The following is a 16,743-nucleotide window of genomic DNA, read 5'->3' as shown; positions in this document are numbered from 1 at the left end:
AAGGTTATTTAGCCCACATGCTGTACATATGGATGCCTGAAACCAATGGAGTTTGGCATTGGTCTAACGGAGAAAACTGGTTGCAGGCTGCAAGTCTCGATCAATTAATACAAGACTTGCAAATACATCAAGGAAAAGAAGCTACGGTCTTTTTTCCGAGTCGTCATGCTCAAATGCTTCAGCAAACGATGGCAAAGTCCCATTACAAACAGCTTGGCGCTGATGGGGTTAAATATCTACTTGAAGAGTTTGTGACTTTACCGATTGATCACATGAAAGTGGTTCACCATTTTCATGCGGATCAGTTAACTGTTTTGGGTGTTGCTCAGGGGGTGGTAGAGACATGGCAACATTCTTTAGCTTTGTTACCAACCAAACTTGTGGCTTTGTTGCCAGATTTTCTAGTTTTACCTGAACCACAAGCTCAGCAAGTTATTCTGTGTAATATTGATCATCAGCTTTTGGTGCGTGAGAATAAGTGGTTAGGTAATTCCATTGATGACTTGGGGCTTTTTTTAGAGTTCCAGTCAGCCGAAACACATTATCAATATAGCGGTTTAACAGCAGAGCAACTAGAGAGCTTAGAAGCCGCTTCAAGCGCAGAGCAACGTTCTGAGTTTGTTTATCAATTTCAGCCTTTAGATAAAACTAAGCAGCATCCTTTTAATGTTTTGCCAAAATCAAAAGGGCAAGAACGTACTTTTTCTAGTTATTGGAAAGCTTGTGCCGCCGTTGTTCTAGCAATTATTGTCGTGCAGTTTAGCTATGATTTATTGCGTTGGGTAAAATTGAAAAAGGTGGCAGATCAGACTGCTGAACAGGCAATTGAGCAATATAAATATTGGTTTGGTCCATCTAGTCGTGTGACTGAACAAAATATTAAAGGACAATTCGAAAGTCATTTAAGAATGAGCCAGCAAGGTGATACCCAGGCACTTTCTCTGTTAAGCCGGGTTGGGCCTATTTTAATGCAAAGACAGATTTTAGCTCAGCAACTCAATTATGATGCTTCAATCTTAACAATGGCACTAAAAGCAAAATCAGCAGATGATTTGCAAGCTTTAACCCAACAACTTAATCAACAAGGTTTTAAAGCTGAGTTAGGTAATGTTCAAGCTGATGGTAATGGTGCGATTGGGGTGGTGAAAATACAATAATGAAAATGTTAGCTCAGTTGCAAAACCGTTTTGATCAGTGGGTTGAACAAATTGTTCAATATTTAGATCGCTTAACTGTCCGTGAACGTATTATGGTGGTCTTTACTACTATTTTTGTTGTAGTAGTCATTGTTGGATATTCACTTTGGAAAATGCATTCCTTGGCAGAACAACAGCAAAAACGTTTAAATGATTTAAAAGATTTGATGGTGTGGATGCAGAGTAATGCAGTCACGATGAAGCCTGCCAATGAGCTTGAACTAGATAAGTCTGGAAAAATACAACGAGTAGCTCAGCAACAAGGTTTAACTGTGTCTTCCCAGCAAAATGGGGAACAGTTACAAATTGTTGTAACACATCAGAATTATGCAATTTTGGCTAACTTTTTAACACAACTTGCACAGATGGGCTTAAGTATTCAAAAGATGGAAATGGTTTCTAGTGAAGGTCAGATTAAATTAACAGCGACAGTTCAATAACATATCAAAATATGCTTGTGTCAAGCATGGTGTTTTGTGCTGCCTGTGCCTATAATATGCGTACCTAAAATCAGTAGACTGTGATTGGTATGTTATATTCACTTGCTCGCCCGATGTTGTTTAGTTTAGCACCAGAGCGTGCCCATGAATTAACATTATCCATGCTTGATAAAGCGCATAAGCTAGGCATGATGCGCCAGACCGTAGAAGCAAAGCCAACTACATGTATGGGAATCGAATTTCCTAATCCGGTAGGGTTGGCAGCCGGTCTAGATAAAAATGGTGCTCATATTGATGCATTAGCTGGGTTGGGTTTCGGTTTCATTGAAATTGGTACAATTACACCTCGCCCGCAATCTGGTAACCCAAAACCACGTTTATTCCGTATTCCTGAAGCTAAAGCTATTATTAACCGTATGGGTTTTAATAATGATGGCGTTGATAAGCTAATCGAGAATGTTAAAGCATCAAAATTTAGAGGCATTTTAGGTATTAATATTGGTAAAAATGCTGATACACCTGTCGAAAAAGCCGTTGATGATTATTTGATTTGTCTTGAGAAAGTTTATAACTACGCTTCATACATTACGGTTAATATTTCGTCTCCAAATACTAAAAATTTGCGTAGTTTGCAAAGTGGTGATGCATTAACTGAATTATTGCAAACCTTAAAAGCACGTCAACTTGAGTTGGCAGAGCAATATAATCACTATGTACCTTTAGTTCTTAAAGTCGCTCCAGACTTAACAGCTGAAGATGTTGAATTTATTTCGGCACAATTATTAGATTTTAAAATTGATGGTCTTATTGTGACGAACACTACCTTATCGAGAGAAGGGGTAGAGAATCTGCCTTACGGTAATGAGTCAGGTGGTTTGTCGGGTGCACCTGTATTTGAAAAAAGTACGGAATGTTTACGTTTATTTGCTCAAACATTAAAAGGACAAATTCCTTTAATTGGTGTGGGCGGAATTTTGTCGGGTGAACAAGCTGCAGCGAAACAACAGGCTGGAGCAACGCTTGTACAAATTTATAGTGGTCTGATTTATACGGGACCAACGCTTGTGAAGCAATGTGTTGAAGCCATGACTTAATTGAACATGAACACCATTGATATCATCATTCTGATACTTTTGCTCATTGGGGGGCTAAACGGTTTGCGACAAGGATTTATAAAAGCCTTTGCGAACTTGGTAGGATGGATTTTTGCATTAATTATGGGTGCAAAATATGCTGTTCTTCTAGCTCCGTCAATGTCAGGTTTAAGTCAGGATCCGGTGGTTCAAAAGATCGCGGCTTTCGCTTTTATTGCACTTTTAATTATCGTTTTAACTTGGATCGTCACTGCATTTTTAAATGGCCTCTTGAAAAGTTTGAAGTTGGGGCCATTAAATCGTTTAGCAGGTGGTGCTTTTGGTTCGTTGAAAGGTTTATTGGTTGTTCTTATTACCATGCAGGGTGTTGGTCCTTGGGTAGAAAGTTCGCCTCATTGGAAACAATCCAAATTTATCCAGTTTTTATTGCCTTATGCACCTTTAGCGACAGAGCTTTCTAAAGATGCAGCAAGTGAGGCATTGCATCAGATAACATCTGGAGGTGGTGTAACGCGCACTTCTCCAAAACCAATGGACGAGTCGGAGGAAACAGAACTTCGACCTGACCATTCAACAAAGAATCCTTTTTATTAATTCCTAGCTTGTCTGCGAGGTTGCTATGTGTGGAGTTGTTGGTATAGCCGGTAAATCGCCAGTGAACCAAATGTTGTTTGATGCATTAACGATGTTGCAACATCGTGGGCAAGATGCAGCTGGAATAGTAACCTGCCATGAAGGCCGTCTTTTCCTTCGTAAGGATAACGGTATGGTACGTGATGTTTTTCATACTCGTCATATGAGAGCATTACTTGGTAATTACGGTATTGGTCATGTGCGCTATCCAACTGCTGGTTCTTCAAGCAGTGCGGAAGCTCAACCATTTTATGTGAACTCACCTTACGGTATTACACTTGCACATAATGGTAACTTGACAAATGCAGAAGAAATTCATGATGACCTGTTCAAAACAGATTTGCGTCACATGAATACGGACTCTGATTCAGAAGTTCTTTTAAACGTCTTTGCTCATGAATTGCAAAAGATAGGAACTTTAAATCCTACACCGGAAGATATTTTCCATACCGTTTCACGTGTACATGAGCGCTGTCAAGGTGCTTATGGTGTAGTGGCAATGATTACTGGTCACGGCTTAGTTGGTTTCCGTGATCCAAATGGTATCCGTCCGCTTATTTACGGTTCTCGTGTAACTGAGCAAGGCGAGATGGAATATATCATTGCATCTGAATCAGTAGCAATTACAGCGCTTGGCTTTAAAATTGAGCGTGATATTGCTCCGGGTGAAGCAATTTTCATTAATGCTGACGGTGAGTTATTTACAAAGCAATGTGCGGCAGATCCAAAATACCGTCCATGTATTTTTGAATATGTTTATTTTGCTCGTCCAGATGCAATTATTGATGGTATTTCGGTTTATAAAGCTCGCTTAAAAATGGGTGAGAAATTAGCGCATAAAATTTTGCGTGACTGGGGTGAAGACCATGATATTGACGTGGTTATCCCAATTCCAGATACAAGCCGTACCTCAGCTTTAGAGTTGGCAAATATTCTTGGCGTGAAGTTCCGTGAAGGTTTTATGAAAAACCGTTATATCGGTCGTACCTTTATTATGCCAGGTCAACAACAGCGTAAAAAATCTGTACGTCAGAAATTAAACCCTGTTGAGTTAGAGTTTAAAGGCAAGAACGTTCTATTAGTGGATGACTCAATTGTGCGTGGTACAACGTGTAATGAGATCATTCAAATGGCGCGTGACTCAGGTGCGAAAAAAGTATACTTTGCTTCAGCTGCACCGAAAGTGATGTATCCGAACGTATATGGTATCGATATGCCTGCTAAAACTGAGCTTATTGCTTCAGAACGCAGTGTAGAAGAAATTCAGGAAATTATTGGTGCTGATCGTTTAATTTTCCAAGATTTGGAAGATTTGAAGAACGCTGTACGTACAAGTAAAGTACCTACATTAACCGAGTTTGATTGCTCTGTTTTTGATGGTATCTATGTAACTGGTGGAATTGATGCAGACTATCTGAATAATTTGGAGCAGAAACGTAATGATTCTGCGAAAAAGAAAAAAGATGGTTATATTGATGTCAATATTGATGCAGCATCAGTAGATTTGACCGGTATTAAAGAAGAATAGAAATAGCCGAAAAAAGCGGGTATTTCCCGCTTTTTTCTTTTATGATGAAACTTAACAATGTAATTGGGATTATTTACATTGAAAGAAGTAAGCCACTATTTAATCGAAAATAAAAATATGGCATGGTCCATCACTATGTGTTTGGTTGCTGTGCTTTTAACTATTTTTATTTTAAATCTAATTTTAGGTTTACTTGTTCATTTCTTTGATTATAGCGAGCCAATTTGGTGGCATGCTTTAAGTCCATATTTTATTGCTCTTTTGCTTTTTATCATGGTTTGGTCTGTGGTGACCGAACTTTATATTTTGCGTAAAGGTGGCCATTCACTTGCCAAGCAGTTGAAAGCTCGTCGTTTGGTAAAAGGTGAAAGTACACCAGAAGAACATGCCGCATTAAAAATTACAGAACATCTGGCACAAACATTTTCCCTGAACGTTCCAACACTTTATGTTTTACCTGATGAAGTAGGTGTTAATGCATTAACGGCAGGCTTTCACTCGAATGATATTGTAATTATTTTAACTTGGGGTGCCTTACAGAACCTTGATGAGCTAGAGCTATATGGCTTATTGGGTCATGAATTTAACCAGATTTTATCGGGTGAAGCAGTAGAAAATACTAAACTAAAAATTTTATATAGTGGTTTGACTACTTTTAGTCAGTGGGGGAGTAAGCTCGCCAAACAAGGGTTTAAGCGCTACAGTCCGGGTTATAAGCATAAGTTCGAGACTGTATTTGTAGCCGTAGGTGGTGTGATTTGGTTAGCGGGAAGTTTAGGTGTTTTAATCACTCGTTTTATTAAATATTTAACATTAAGTGGTCGTACATTTCGTAATGACCAAAAAACCATGCGGTTATTAAAAAATAGCACTAATACCCAAACTTTATTGCGTATTTACGTTCACCATTCTGGTTCGCAGATTCATAGTGCTTATTCTGAATCGATTGCACATATGTGTTTTGCGAATTCACTTAGCCCGCAAAGTTGGATGAATATTCACCCAAGTATTCGTGAACGTATTTATGAGCTTAACCCAACTTTATTACAAGATTTGCAATTAGAAAATTTAAAGAAACTTCGAAATCGTCCTTTATTTAGTTTGTTCCATGTACTAGAAGAATCTGAGACTGAAATTTATACGCCGTGGTCATCTCCACAACCTTTGCCTTTGTTGCGTCTTTCTCCAATCAGTTTTGCTTTGAATGATGCAATTAAGCCGTTAAGCAGTGATATCCGTCGTAATAAAAAGCGGCCTGAACTTATTCAACGTGCATTACAAACTGCGACTGGTTCACGTGAGGTGATGGTTGCTATTTTAATGATTCGTCAATATCGAGAATTTATTCCACAAGATGCGCCAGTAAGCCATGCAATTGTGGATGCCTTACTTAATCTTGATGGGCGTATTCATATTCAGATATTTCATGATGCATGTAAAAATATTGGTCATATGCCTGCCAGTATTGCTCGTCAATTTTTGACTAAACTGGCCCTTATTATTCAGGAAGATGGGGAAATTGGATTACTTGATGCACTTCTACTCGAGCGTGTTAAGTACGAGTTAAACTTAATGCCACTTCATTTGCCGACAGCATTTGAAGAGGTAAAACCTCAAATTGTTCGTTTAATTGATGCATTACTTCATGTGCAACAAATCAATAGTCCGAATCAGTTAGAGGTTCGCGAACGTATCTTACGTTCTTTGCTTAATCCTGATGAAATGCATATTTATGATGAAATTTCGGATGAACCTTTAGACTTAGCAGAAATTTTAAATGATATTGCTGGATTATTGCTGCGTGACCGCTTAAGTATATTGGCAATTGCTGAAATGTGCTTGTGGAGTGATCGTATTATTACTCAAGATGAACTTGATGTGCTTGAGTTGCTCTATTGGCGATTTGGTTTTGAGTCTGATGAAATTGTAGAGCAAATGCAGAAGAAAAATAGCGTTATGATTATTTAAGAAACATATGTGGTTTCCAAAGAGTATCATTAAAAGAAAACGCTGAAAAAAAATCAGAAGCCCGTTAGAATGTGTGTAGATTAGAGGTACTGATTTAGACATGATTGGGCAGCAAAGAAATATACTGGCAACTTTAGGAATAGACGTATGGATTCCTAGAACACAAGTGTGCCAAAAAAATAATGCCCATACTTTGTGGCGAGATCAGGTTGTTGAACCTCATGAGTCAATTACCGTACCTACCATAGATGTTCCTGCTTTTGAGCAAAAGAACACTCAGCCACAGGTGTTTGAAATTCCTAAAGTGGTGGAAGAGCCACCAATAGTAGTTGCAGAAGTTTCGCAGCCAGAGATACTTGTAGAAAAACCTAAAGTCATTGCGCAAGAGACAATTACTCCATTTGAGTTACAGGCTTATTGTCTTGAAAAATGTGTAATTTTTGTTGATGTAACGGCTTTGGAAACAGAAGAAAAACAACTTTGGGTGAATATACAAAAGGCGAAGGTGGGACAATATTCTGAATTAAGATGGCCTTTCCCTCTGGCAGCCTATCAAGATCAACGAGGGGTAGGTTCTTATATTCAAGGTTTCTTAGATGCTGTAGCAACAGAGAAAAAGATTTTATGTTTGGGTAAATGTACCTATATTCAACATGCAAATATTATTCATTTAGCTAGTTTAAAAGAAATGTTAGATAAGCCTCTTCTTAAGAAAAGATTGTGGCAACTTATGCAAGATAACAATGAGTAGTAGGGATTTACATGAAAAAGGTTGTGGTTTTTAGCCAAATTGATGAGGAAATTTTGTCACGGTTACAGCAGCATTACCATGTTGTCGTATTGAACCCTAAACTGGGTGATATTAATGAACAGATACGACAAGAAGTAGTAGATGCTGATGGCATGATTGGGGCTGGTCGTTTGCTCAATGAAAGTAATCTTTCTCCTGCCCAAAAATTAAAAATTATTTCTTCTGTGACTGTAGGTTATGACAATTATGATGTTGGTTATTTAAATCAGAAAAAAATCTGGTTAGCAAACACACCTCATGTTCTAACTGAAACGACAGCAGATCTTGCTTTTACTTTGTTATTAAGTGCAGCCAGAAAAGTTCCTTTTCTAGATCACTGGACTAAACAAGGTGAGTGGAAAAGAACAGTTGGGCCACAGCAGTTTGGTCTCGATGTTTTTGGAAAAACATTAGGTATTATTGGGCTTGGTAATATTGGTGCTGCAATCGCACGTCGTGGCTTTTATGGATTTAACATGAATATTGTTTACCATAATCGCCGCGAGAAACCTGAGTTGGCGGAACCTTTAAAAGCTCAATATCTGGGATTGGAAGAATTATTACAACAATCTGATTTTGTAGTGACAGCTGTTGATTTAAATGCGGAATCTAAAGCTTTAATGGGTAAGGCTCAATTTGAGCTTATGCAAAAGCATGCCATATTTATTAATATTGCGCGTGGCTCAGTTGTCGATGAGCAAGCCCTAATTGAAGCATTGCAAAATGAAGTTATTTTTGCGGCTGGTTTAGATGTCTATGAGAAAGAACCTCTGCAAGAATCTGCACTTTTCAATTTGCCGAACGTTGTCACTTTGCCTCACGTAGGTTCTGCTACAGCTGAAACACGTAAGAAAATGGCAAATTTAGCTTATAAAAACTTGGTGGAAGCACTAGAGGACAAGACGCCTAGATATTTAGTGAATCCTAATTTTGTGTAAAGGATGAATAACACTTCATTGCAAATATAGTCTATTTTCAATGTTATAGTGAAAGCCTGTTGATATGATGCAAAATAACTGAAGCATGATATTGATGGGCTTTTTTGTTATTTTAATTTTTAATAAGAGAAGAACTTTTGAAATTTTTGCCAGTTATTTTAAGTTTGGCTTTGATAACAAATGCCTCTTACGCTAATCCTTTTGACCCCAAACCAGCTTCTGGGCAGGTTGAAATTCCAAATATTGGAAGTGGAATAGGGCTGCTCGACCAACAGAAAGAAAAATTTATTGGCGAAAAAGTTTTCCGTGAAGTTCATAAGCAAATGTCGGTTATACAGGATGTATGGCTAGAAGATCAGTTTTTTCAAGTTTTCTCTAATATTTTAAGTGAAACTCAGCTGGGGCAGCCGATCGCTCTGGTTGTAATTAAAGACCCACAAATTAACGCATTTGCTGTTCCAGGTGGGTTATTTGCATTAAATACTGGCCTTATCTCATCGGCACGAAATATTGATGAAATTGCGGGGGTAATGGCCCATGAAATTGCTCACGTTTCGCAAAGGCACTTTAGTCGTTCGGAAGAAGCTTTTAAAGGACAAACTCTTTTAAGTTTGGCTGGTTTATTAGCAGGGGTGGCTTTAGCTGCCCAGGCTGGTGGAGACGCTGGTGCTGCTGTTATGTTGGGTACACAAGCAGCACTTCTTGATAAACAGCTCACTTATAGTCGTAATCAAGAGCGTGAAGCGGATCGAATTGGTATGCAATATATGTATGCCGCTGGTTATAACCCGCAAAGCATGGCGGATTATTTTGAAACGATGCATAGAGCGACGAGCCGTGTAAGTTTTTTACCAGATTTTTGGCTGACTCACCCTCTTACATCTGAACGTATGAGTGAGGCTCGCTTGAGAGCAAACCAGATGCCTAAAGTTAAAAGTCGAATATATGATGTCGATTTTGAAATTTTAAAATGGTATACCATGGTGGTTGCTGGAGAAGCTACTGAAAATCAGTTGCAAAGTCTGGCATCGCAAAAAAATCTGGCAGGCTTATTGGCTTTGTCGGCTTTCTATCTTAAACAAGGTGATTATACTCAAGCCCAAGCAACGTTGGAGCAGGCGAAATCAAGCGGTAAGCCATTAGTTGCCTTAATTCAAACAGATATTTATTTAGGCCAGAATAAACTTGATCAGGCCTATAATTCAATTGCTCCCTTGCAAATGACAATGCCTGAAAATAAAGCTTTTAGCTACAAATTGGCTGAGGTTTTATTACGTCAAGGTAAATATGCTCAAGTGCAAACTTTGGTGCAGCGTTTTATTAATAAAAATGCCCGAGATATTCAAGGTTGGCAATTATTACAACAAGCAGCCAATTTGGATAAAAATTCGCCATTAAGAGCTGTGAATGTATTGCGATATCGTGCTGAAGCACAGTACTGGTCTGGTAGTGAAGAGGATGCAATTAAATCGATGTTGCATGCACAACGTCTTGCAAAAGGTAATCAGGCCATGTCAGCCAGAATAGATAGTCGATTAAAGCAAATGCAAGATGAGCGACGAATGAAAATCTAAGGTCTAAGATAACTTTGGAATTTTCACAGGCATAAATATACTTAAACTTATAAGAAAGTTTAATTTAAGGATATATAAGAAGAGAGGGGATTAAGCTAATTTAGCTTTAATTTTTGCTGAAACTTGAGCAGGATCGGCACGCCCGGCTATGATCGGACGTAGAGAATTCATCACCTTACCCATATCTTTCATGCTAGTTGCTTCTTGAGCAGCAATCGTTTGCTCAATGAGAGAATCAAGCTCTTCCTCAGTCATAGCTTCTGGTAGAAACTGAGATAAAACCTCAGCTTCGGCTTGTTCTTTACTAGCTAAATCATCACGACCAGCACCTTCGAAGGCTTTGATCGATTCTTTACGTTGTTTAATTTGCTTTTCAATGACCGCAAGAACCTGAGCGTCGTCAAGCTCTATGCGCTCATCGACTTCGATTTGCTTAATTGCTGCTTGTAGACTACGCAAAACCGTCACTGTTGCCATATCTTTGGCACGCATAGAAGTTTTTAATGCATCAGTAATTTGGTTTTTTAAAGTAGTCATAATGTTAGCAGTCAATCACAAATTAATTAGTAAAGGCGAGTAGTACGTACAGATTCGCGAGCCAATTTCTTTTGGTAGCGTTTAACTGCAGCAGCTTTTTTGCGCTTACGTTCTTGAGTTGGTTTTTCGTAGAATTCGCGTTTACGAACGTCAGCTAAAACACCAGCTTTTTCGCATGAACGTTTGAAACGACGGATAGCTACGTCAACTGGTTCGCCTTCTTTCAACTTAACTTGTGGCATGTAAAATCCTCTAGATTATGGATAAGATCAGGCACACCATTGCGCCAGATCACAAGTGAAGGTCAGTATTTTACTCATTTACAACTCATATCACAAGTCTATAATAGCGATTGCAATATTTTGACTCATATAAAAGGCAGTTTTGATGATTGTTTTAGGCTTGGAAACTTCTTGTGATGAAACAGGGTTGGCACTTTATGATAGCGAACTCGGCTTACGGGGACAGGTTCTTTATAGCCAGATAAAACTTCATGCCGAATATGGTGGTGTGGTTCCAGAGTTAGCTTCTCGTGACCATGTTCGTAAGCTTATTCCTTTAATGAATCAGCTGCTTGAACAAAGTGGTGTTAAGAAACAGGAAATTGATGCAGTCGCATATACGCGTGGCCCGGGTTTAATGGGAGCGTTAATGACCGGAGCCTTGTTTGGAAGAACTTTAGCATTTTCACTTAATAAACCGGCAATTGGTGTTCACCACATGGAAGGCCATATGTTGGCTCCTTTGCTTTCAAGCCAACCGCCTGAGTTTCCATTTGTTGCATTGCTTGTTTCAGGTGGTCATACACAATTGATGGCAGCTCATGGTATTGGTCAATATGAGCTATTAGGTGAGTCAATTGATGATGCGGCAGGTGAAGCTTTCGACAAAGTCGCAAAAATGATGAATCTGCCATATCCGGGTGGACCAAATATTGCTAAGTTGGCGTTATCTGGTGATCCTTTAGCATTTGAATTTCCACGCCCAATGCTTCATCAGGGCTTAGACTTTTCTTTTAGTGGTTTAAAGACGGCAGTTTCTGTTCAGTTGAAAAAATTGAACGGCGAAAACCGTGATGCTGATATTGCTGCTTCATTCCAAGAAGCCATTGTAGATACCTTAGTAAAAAAATCTGTAAAAGCTTTAAAGCAGACTGGGCTTAAGCGTTTAGTAATTGCTGGTGGGGTAAGTGCAAATTTACGATTACGTGAACAGTTGGAAACTTCATTGGCGAAAATTAAAGCTCAGGTTTACTATGCAGAACCTGCTTTATGTACTGATAATGGTGCAATGATTGCATTTGCAGGTTATCAGCGTTTAAAAGCAGGTCAGCATGATGGTTTAGCTGTCACTACTACACCACGTTGGCCAATGACTGAACTTACTATTCCTGAGTAAGATTATTCATCTTCAAAGGCTTGTGGATTTTCGATATCAATATATTCGATGTATCCACGGCCTTGAACTTCATTGCCAAAATAATGACCAGTAAATATATAGCTACTTGCATAACCTCGCCCATGACCATAGCGGAATGGGCAGTCAATTTCTGCCTGAATGTTTAAGATAATTTGCTTTGCATCATTTCGAGCGATCCATGAAAAATATTTTGGAAGTCGCATTTTTTGCCCACTAGGTGAAACGAAGTCATCAACTTGATGCGAAATAATATCAAAGCTTACATCTGTGTAAATTTCAGCTGGCTGGTCCAGATGTCTAATATGCAGGGTGTATGCAGCTGTTTGTCCTGCAATATCGGCTTTGGTAAGAAGAAGTTGAGTGGCCTCGTTTAAATTGATAATTTGATAAGTAAAAAAATCAAGTGGCAGTTTATATGCATCAGGAATAAGTTTATTTGTAATGGAGTGAGGACCCACTGCTCGTGCATATTCGTAAGTACAAAGTCCTTGGGTTTCAATGCGTTTTGCTTGATAGTTTAAAAAACCTTTAAACTTTGCCAATAAACTAAAATGATCATAGATTGGTGTTTTTATAAACCATGAAACATGTGAAGTGATATCGATATCAAAGTCGAAATCAAACCCATCATAATGTCCATTAATATGGATGTGTGGAAATTTTCCTTGAATTGAAATTTCCTGACCTAGTTCTATTAAGGTTCCATCTTTATTAATTTTTGTATCTTCAGAAATGATATAGGCCTTCAGTAAAGCTTGTTCCAGAGCAGCTGTGCTTGAAAAGAAAGTAGCGGTTTTTCTCGGGTTTCCAGTGATGATGTCATCATGGTCAAAAGCAAGTGCACCGGGCGTACCGATTAAAATCATAATATTTAAGTAACGATGCGGCTCTGGTAAAAGTGGGAAAAAGATACCGTAGTGTGTCCAGCTATAATATTTTTCGTCAATTCGTGGACGGATGATATGAGTTTGAGTAAAAGGAAGAGTTGAATATTTTTTTGCTTGGTCTAAAACGCCTTGTGCAAGTAATAAACTTTTAGCAAGCGCTTTACTTGTTGTAGAAATTTTTGGCAATTGTTTTTTCATATATAAACCTAAAGAAGGGCTATCTTTGTTTTAGGTTATGAAAAACAACTGCCAAAGCTAAGCGGTTTATAGGCCAAAGCTAAGGCTTTGCGGGACATTTTATTTAATTGTTAGACAAATCTTTTAAGGCGTTTAAACCAATCCAATGCTTAGAAAACTGATAAGCAGCTCGACCAGAGCGCTGACCCCGCATTTGGCACCAACGCAAGCTTTCAGCACGAACTTCATCATTAAAAGGCATGTTTGCTTTATCTAGATAATGCTCTACGATTTCTAAATATAAGTTTTGATCCATTGGATAAAAAGATAACCACAAACCAAAACGGTCAGACAAAGAGATCTTTTCTTCAATCGCTTCTTGCGGATGAAGCTCAGTATATTGAGGCACATCTACTTTGGTTACAGGGGTGTTTTCATGCATGAACTCAGGTAATAAGTGACGACGGTTACTGGTCGCATAAATAATAAAATTTGTTGAACCCGACTGTAAGGAACCATCTAATACGCTTTTTAAACTACGGTAATTTTCATCTTCAGCATTAAATGCTAGATCATCACAATAGACGATGTATTTTTCAGGTCGGTTTTGAATAATTTTTTGAATTTTTGGTAAGTCTGCTAAATCATCACGTTCAATTTCAATCAAACGTAATCCTTGAGGTGCATACTCCGTGAGTAAAGCACGAACAATAGAGGATTTACCCGTACCACGTGAACCCGTTAAAAGTACATCATTTGCCGGTAAGCCATTTAAAAACTGCAAAGTATTTTGAATGATCTTTTCTTTTTGTCTTTCGATGCCTTTTAAGTCATCAAGATAAATATTTTTAGGTGTATAAATAGCTTTAAGCTGCTGGTTTTCCCATCTAAAAGCAGGGGCAGTAAAATCGGTCTCTTGTTTCGGTTCAGGTAAGACCTGCTGTAACTGATTTAATACAAGTGATAAGGTTTGAACTAAATTGTCGGGTAAATCAATGGTAGCCATGGTTAATCAATCATGTTAAACAGTAATTTACTAGGATACTAACACCGAAATTTGCAAGCTGACAAAAAAGATACGACTCATGCAGTTTATCGGTTTTGCAATTGATTGAAATGTTCAGACCGCGCATAGTGTTGTCATGTCTATTCAGTAAAATCATCTGTGAAGATGAGGACGAAATATGTTTGAAAAAATACGAAGTGATATGAATCCGCATCAGGCTTACCGTATCAAAAAATTACAACGTCAGTTAGACATGGCTGAATCTTATGAAGAGTGGAAGTCTTTTGCATTAAAACTGGATGAAGAAACTGGGGCGCAAGAGTGGAAGTTTGATAATAGTTCGCCTTACTTCGATGCCGAGCTCATTTCTTATCGTTACACTTTACTGAAAAGATACCGTCAGCAGCACCGCACTTTAGATTTGATTTATCTTTTAAAAGAAGGGTTGACCTACGATATTGCAAATATTGGTCACCCTATGTTGTTTGCTGCCACACATGTAGGCACAAAAAAACTAATTGAAGATTATATTGAAGAAGTCAGCCAAAGCTTGGCTTATATTGCATCTAGTGAATGTATTACATTCCAAAGAAAAGAAAAAATCGAATTTTTTGAAAACTGTGAAAAAGCATATGGACAGCCTGCTCTTATGTTCTCGGGCGGAGCAACCTTAGGTCTTTTTCATACCGGTGTATGTAAGGCTTTAATTGAACAAGATTTAATGCCTAAAGTCCTGTCTGGTTCAAGTGCGGGCGCCATTATGACGGGTATGTTGGGAATTTCTGCCAGTGAAGATATCCAAAACTTGCTAAATGGTGAGCAATTTTTTAGTGATGCTTTTCACTTTAGAAAACTTCGTGAACTTATAAAAGGGAATGGAGGGATTGCCGATGTTCACTATTTAAAAAAATTCTTAATTGAAAATTTAGGTGATCTTACTTTTGAAGAAGCATTCAAAAAATCAGGTTTGAATATTAATGTCGCTGTTGCGCCGTACGATGCAACTGAAAACCCTCGAATTATGAATGCGATTATGACTCCAAATGTTTTGGTTTGGAGTGCGGTATTGGCTTCTTGTGCTGTGCCAGTTTTATTTCCACCTGTGCGTTTAACCAGTAAGCGTTATGATGGTGAACATACTCCATATATGGCAAATACTAAATGGGTGGACGGCAGTGTACGTAGCGATTTCCCACAAGAAAGAATGGCAAGACTTTATAATTTAAACTACACCATTGCCAGTCAAGTGAATCCGCATGTTGTACCGTTTATGCAAGATGATGCGCGCCGTTTCCGTAAAGACGTTTTAAGTTGGCCTGAACGAATTTTAAGACGCCAAGGTAAAGTACTCTCAATGGGGCTGATGGACTTTACACGTCAAAGATTAGGCGCAATTTCACCCGTAAGAAGACTGCTCGATCATGGATATGGCGTAGTAGGGCAGCGCTATTATGGTGATGTTAATATTATTGCTAAATATAGCTTAAAACATTATGCCTATACGCTACAAAACCCACGCCCACATTTGTTTAAACGTTTACAGCGAGAAGGTGAGCGCGCGACTTGGCCGAAAATCTCTTCTATTGAAACGCACGCGCGTATTGGTAAAACGATTCAGCACTGTTTAGAAGTTTTACGTTTTGAAGAAAAGAAACAACAGCCAGAATCTTATTATGCTGAAGCATGATTTTGCTTCTCATATAGAAAACCTAAAATGTGCGACAAAGCCTAGAAGTGAAGCTTTAGGACGGCATCTATGGACATGTACTATAGGTGCTGATTCCTACTGGTTAAAATTTCATTTGCCAAATGTACATGCTCAAAGTGAGCAAGATTTTTTGCATGAATTGCAATTTTATGTAGATATTACATATAAAAAAGCGAATTGGCTTTTGCCATTTAAAATTATCGAGGGCAGTACTGTTTCTCAACAACCACAATTTCAAGGAAGAGTATTAGTTTTACCGGATACAGATTGTTGGTTTGATGATTTAGATCAAAAGCAAAATTTAAAAAATATAAATGAGAAAATCTATCTGACACTTGTTAAGTTAGCAGAGCTTCATGAGTTAGGATGGATTCATGGTGATATTAAAAAAGAACATTTTCGAAAGTTTAAGCAAGAGCTTTATTTAATTGACTTTGAAAAAACACGGCTTGTTTCAAGCCCTGATCCAATAACTGATGCTACACCACGGTATATGGCGCCAGAGCTATTTCATGGTGCCAATAAAACCGTTCAAAGTGATTTATATGCATTGGGAATCGTATTGTATGAATGGTTAACACAAACTCGTTTACAAGCAAATAGTTACCATGAGTGGGCGGTATTGCACTGTCAAAAATTAAATGTGGAATTACCAAGTTCGTTCCAAATTTTCTTGCCACTACTTTCAGGCTTGTTACAAAAACAGCAGCAAAACCGGTTTTCAAATGTACATGAAGCGATAAATTGCTTAAAAGCGCTCTCAACCTGATAAAAATCATTGATCTAGTAACTGTATACAAATTACTCGGTCAGTTTTTTTTGAAAAAAAAACACTTGTCACTGTTAGA

At 38.3% G+C, this 16,743-nt stretch carries 16 protein-coding genes; 12 read left to right on the top strand and 4 right to left on the bottom strand.

Features of this window, described 5'->3' with window-relative positions:
- The first annotated feature begins 17 nt into the window (after positions 1-17).
- The 9 genes from gspL to EG365_RS01500 all read left to right on the top strand — a co-directional run bounded on the left by gspL (position 18) and on the right by EG365_RS01500 (position 10,161).
- On the top strand, positions 18-1,157 hold the full coding sequence (gspL, locus tag EG365_RS01540; RefSeq protein WP_001989189.1) for a type II secretion system protein GspL: 1,140 nt from the start codon (positions 18-20) through the stop codon (positions 1,155-1,157).
- Positions 1,157-1,636, top strand: coding sequence for a type II secretion system protein GspM (gspM, locus tag EG365_RS01535; RefSeq protein ID WP_000783000.1), 480 nt, complete (start codon positions 1,157-1,159; stop codon positions 1,634-1,636). The genes gspL and gspM overlap by 1 nt, the downstream gene beginning before the upstream one ends.
- 89 nt (positions 1,637-1,725) lie before the next feature.
- The gene (locus EG365_RS01530; protein WP_000966986.1) at positions 1,726-2,730 is read left to right on the top strand and encodes a quinone-dependent dihydroorotate dehydrogenase; all 1,005 of its coding nucleotides are present in this window, start codon (positions 1,726-1,728) and stop codon (positions 2,728-2,730) included.
- A gap of 6 nt (positions 2,731-2,736) precedes the next feature.
- Positions 2,737-3,324: a CvpA family protein gene (locus EG365_RS01525; RefSeq protein ID WP_001091968.1), complete on the top strand. Its 588-nt coding sequence runs from the start codon at positions 2,737-2,739 to the stop codon at positions 3,322-3,324.
- A 25-nt stretch (positions 3,325-3,349) separates the two neighbouring features.
- Positions 3,350-4,891 (top strand): amidophosphoribosyltransferase, encoded by a 1,542-nt coding sequence (purF, locus tag EG365_RS01520; RefSeq protein ID WP_000334670.1) that lies wholly within the window; start codon positions 3,350-3,352, stop codon positions 4,889-4,891.
- A 78-nt stretch (positions 4,892-4,969) separates the two neighbouring features.
- A complete protein-coding gene (locus tag EG365_RS01515) occupies positions 4,970-6,859 on the top strand; it encodes a M48 family metalloprotease (RefSeq protein ID WP_000665946.1) in 1,890 nt (629 codons plus the stop codon).
- Positions 6,860-6,959: 100 nt separating this feature from the next.
- The gene (locus EG365_RS01510; protein WP_000580181.1) at positions 6,960-7,610 is read left to right on the top strand and encodes a hypothetical protein; all 651 of its coding nucleotides are present in this window, start codon (positions 6,960-6,962) and stop codon (positions 7,608-7,610) included.
- Between the two features lie 11 nt (positions 7,611-7,621).
- The gene (locus EG365_RS01505) at positions 7,622-8,587 is read left to right on the top strand and encodes a 2-hydroxyacid dehydrogenase (protein WP_000758326.1); all 966 of its coding nucleotides are present in this window, start codon (positions 7,622-7,624) and stop codon (positions 8,585-8,587) included.
- A gap of 146 nt (positions 8,588-8,733) precedes the next feature.
- Positions 8,734-10,161: a M48 family metalloprotease gene (locus EG365_RS01500; protein ID WP_002000697.1), complete on the top strand. Its 1,428-nt coding sequence runs from the start codon at positions 8,734-8,736 to the stop codon at positions 10,159-10,161.
- Between the two features lie 90 nt (positions 10,162-10,251).
- Here the strand turns inward: EG365_RS01500 and EG365_RS01495 are convergent, their stop codons facing one another.
- Positions 10,252-10,698, bottom strand: coding sequence for a GatB/YqeY domain-containing protein (locus EG365_RS01495; protein ID WP_000209410.1), 447 nt, complete (start codon positions 10,696-10,698; stop codon positions 10,252-10,254).
- A 26-nt stretch (positions 10,699-10,724) separates the two neighbouring features.
- Complete coding sequence (gene rpsU / locus EG365_RS01490) at positions 10,725-10,940, bottom strand: 30S ribosomal protein S21 (protein ID WP_001136722.1); 216 nt, start codon at positions 10,938-10,940, stop codon at positions 10,725-10,727.
- A gap of 145 nt (positions 10,941-11,085) precedes the next feature.
- Between rpsU and tsaD the strand changes: the two genes are divergently transcribed.
- Positions 11,086-12,096 carry a tRNA (adenosine(37)-N6)-threonylcarbamoyltransferase complex transferase subunit TsaD gene (tsaD, locus tag EG365_RS01485; protein ID WP_000636263.1) on the top strand — a complete coding sequence of 337 codons (1,011 nt, stop codon included), beginning with the start codon at positions 11,086-11,088 and terminating at the stop codon, positions 12,094-12,096.
- A gap of 2 nt (positions 12,097-12,098) precedes the next feature.
- Here the strand turns inward: tsaD and EG365_RS01480 are convergent, their stop codons facing one another.
- Together EG365_RS01480 and EG365_RS01475 are read right to left on the bottom strand one after the other, a co-directional pair.
- Positions 12,099-13,202 (bottom strand): DUF6670 family protein, encoded by a 1,104-nt coding sequence (locus EG365_RS01480; protein ID WP_000744455.1) that lies wholly within the window; start codon positions 13,200-13,202, stop codon positions 12,099-12,101.
- A 103-nt stretch (positions 13,203-13,305) separates the two neighbouring features.
- Positions 13,306-14,187, bottom strand: a complete 882-nt coding sequence (locus EG365_RS01475) for an ATP-binding protein (RefSeq protein ID WP_000190819.1) — start codon at positions 14,185-14,187, stop codon at positions 13,306-13,308.
- A 178-nt stretch (positions 14,188-14,365) separates the two neighbouring features.
- Between EG365_RS01475 and EG365_RS01470 the strand changes: the two genes are divergently transcribed.
- Positions 14,366-15,874 (top strand): DUF3336 domain-containing protein, encoded by a 1,509-nt coding sequence (locus EG365_RS01470; protein ID WP_000461855.1) that lies wholly within the window; start codon positions 14,366-14,368, stop codon positions 15,872-15,874.
- Positions 15,861-16,664, top strand: a complete 804-nt coding sequence (locus EG365_RS01465; protein WP_000912071.1) for a protein kinase domain-containing protein — start codon at positions 15,861-15,863, stop codon at positions 16,662-16,664. Before EG365_RS01470 ends, EG365_RS01465 begins: the two co-directional genes overlap by 14 nt.
- Positions 16,665-16,743: the final 79 nt, after the last annotated feature.

It is taken from the genome of Acinetobacter sp. FDAARGOS_494 (assembly GCF_003812225.1).
In the GTDB taxonomy this organism is placed as follows: Bacteria; Pseudomonadota; Gammaproteobacteria; order Pseudomonadales; family Moraxellaceae; genus Acinetobacter; species Acinetobacter baumannii.
The sequence above is the reverse complement of the archived record's forward strand: the minus strand, read 5'-3'. Positions and strand labels throughout refer to the sequence as shown.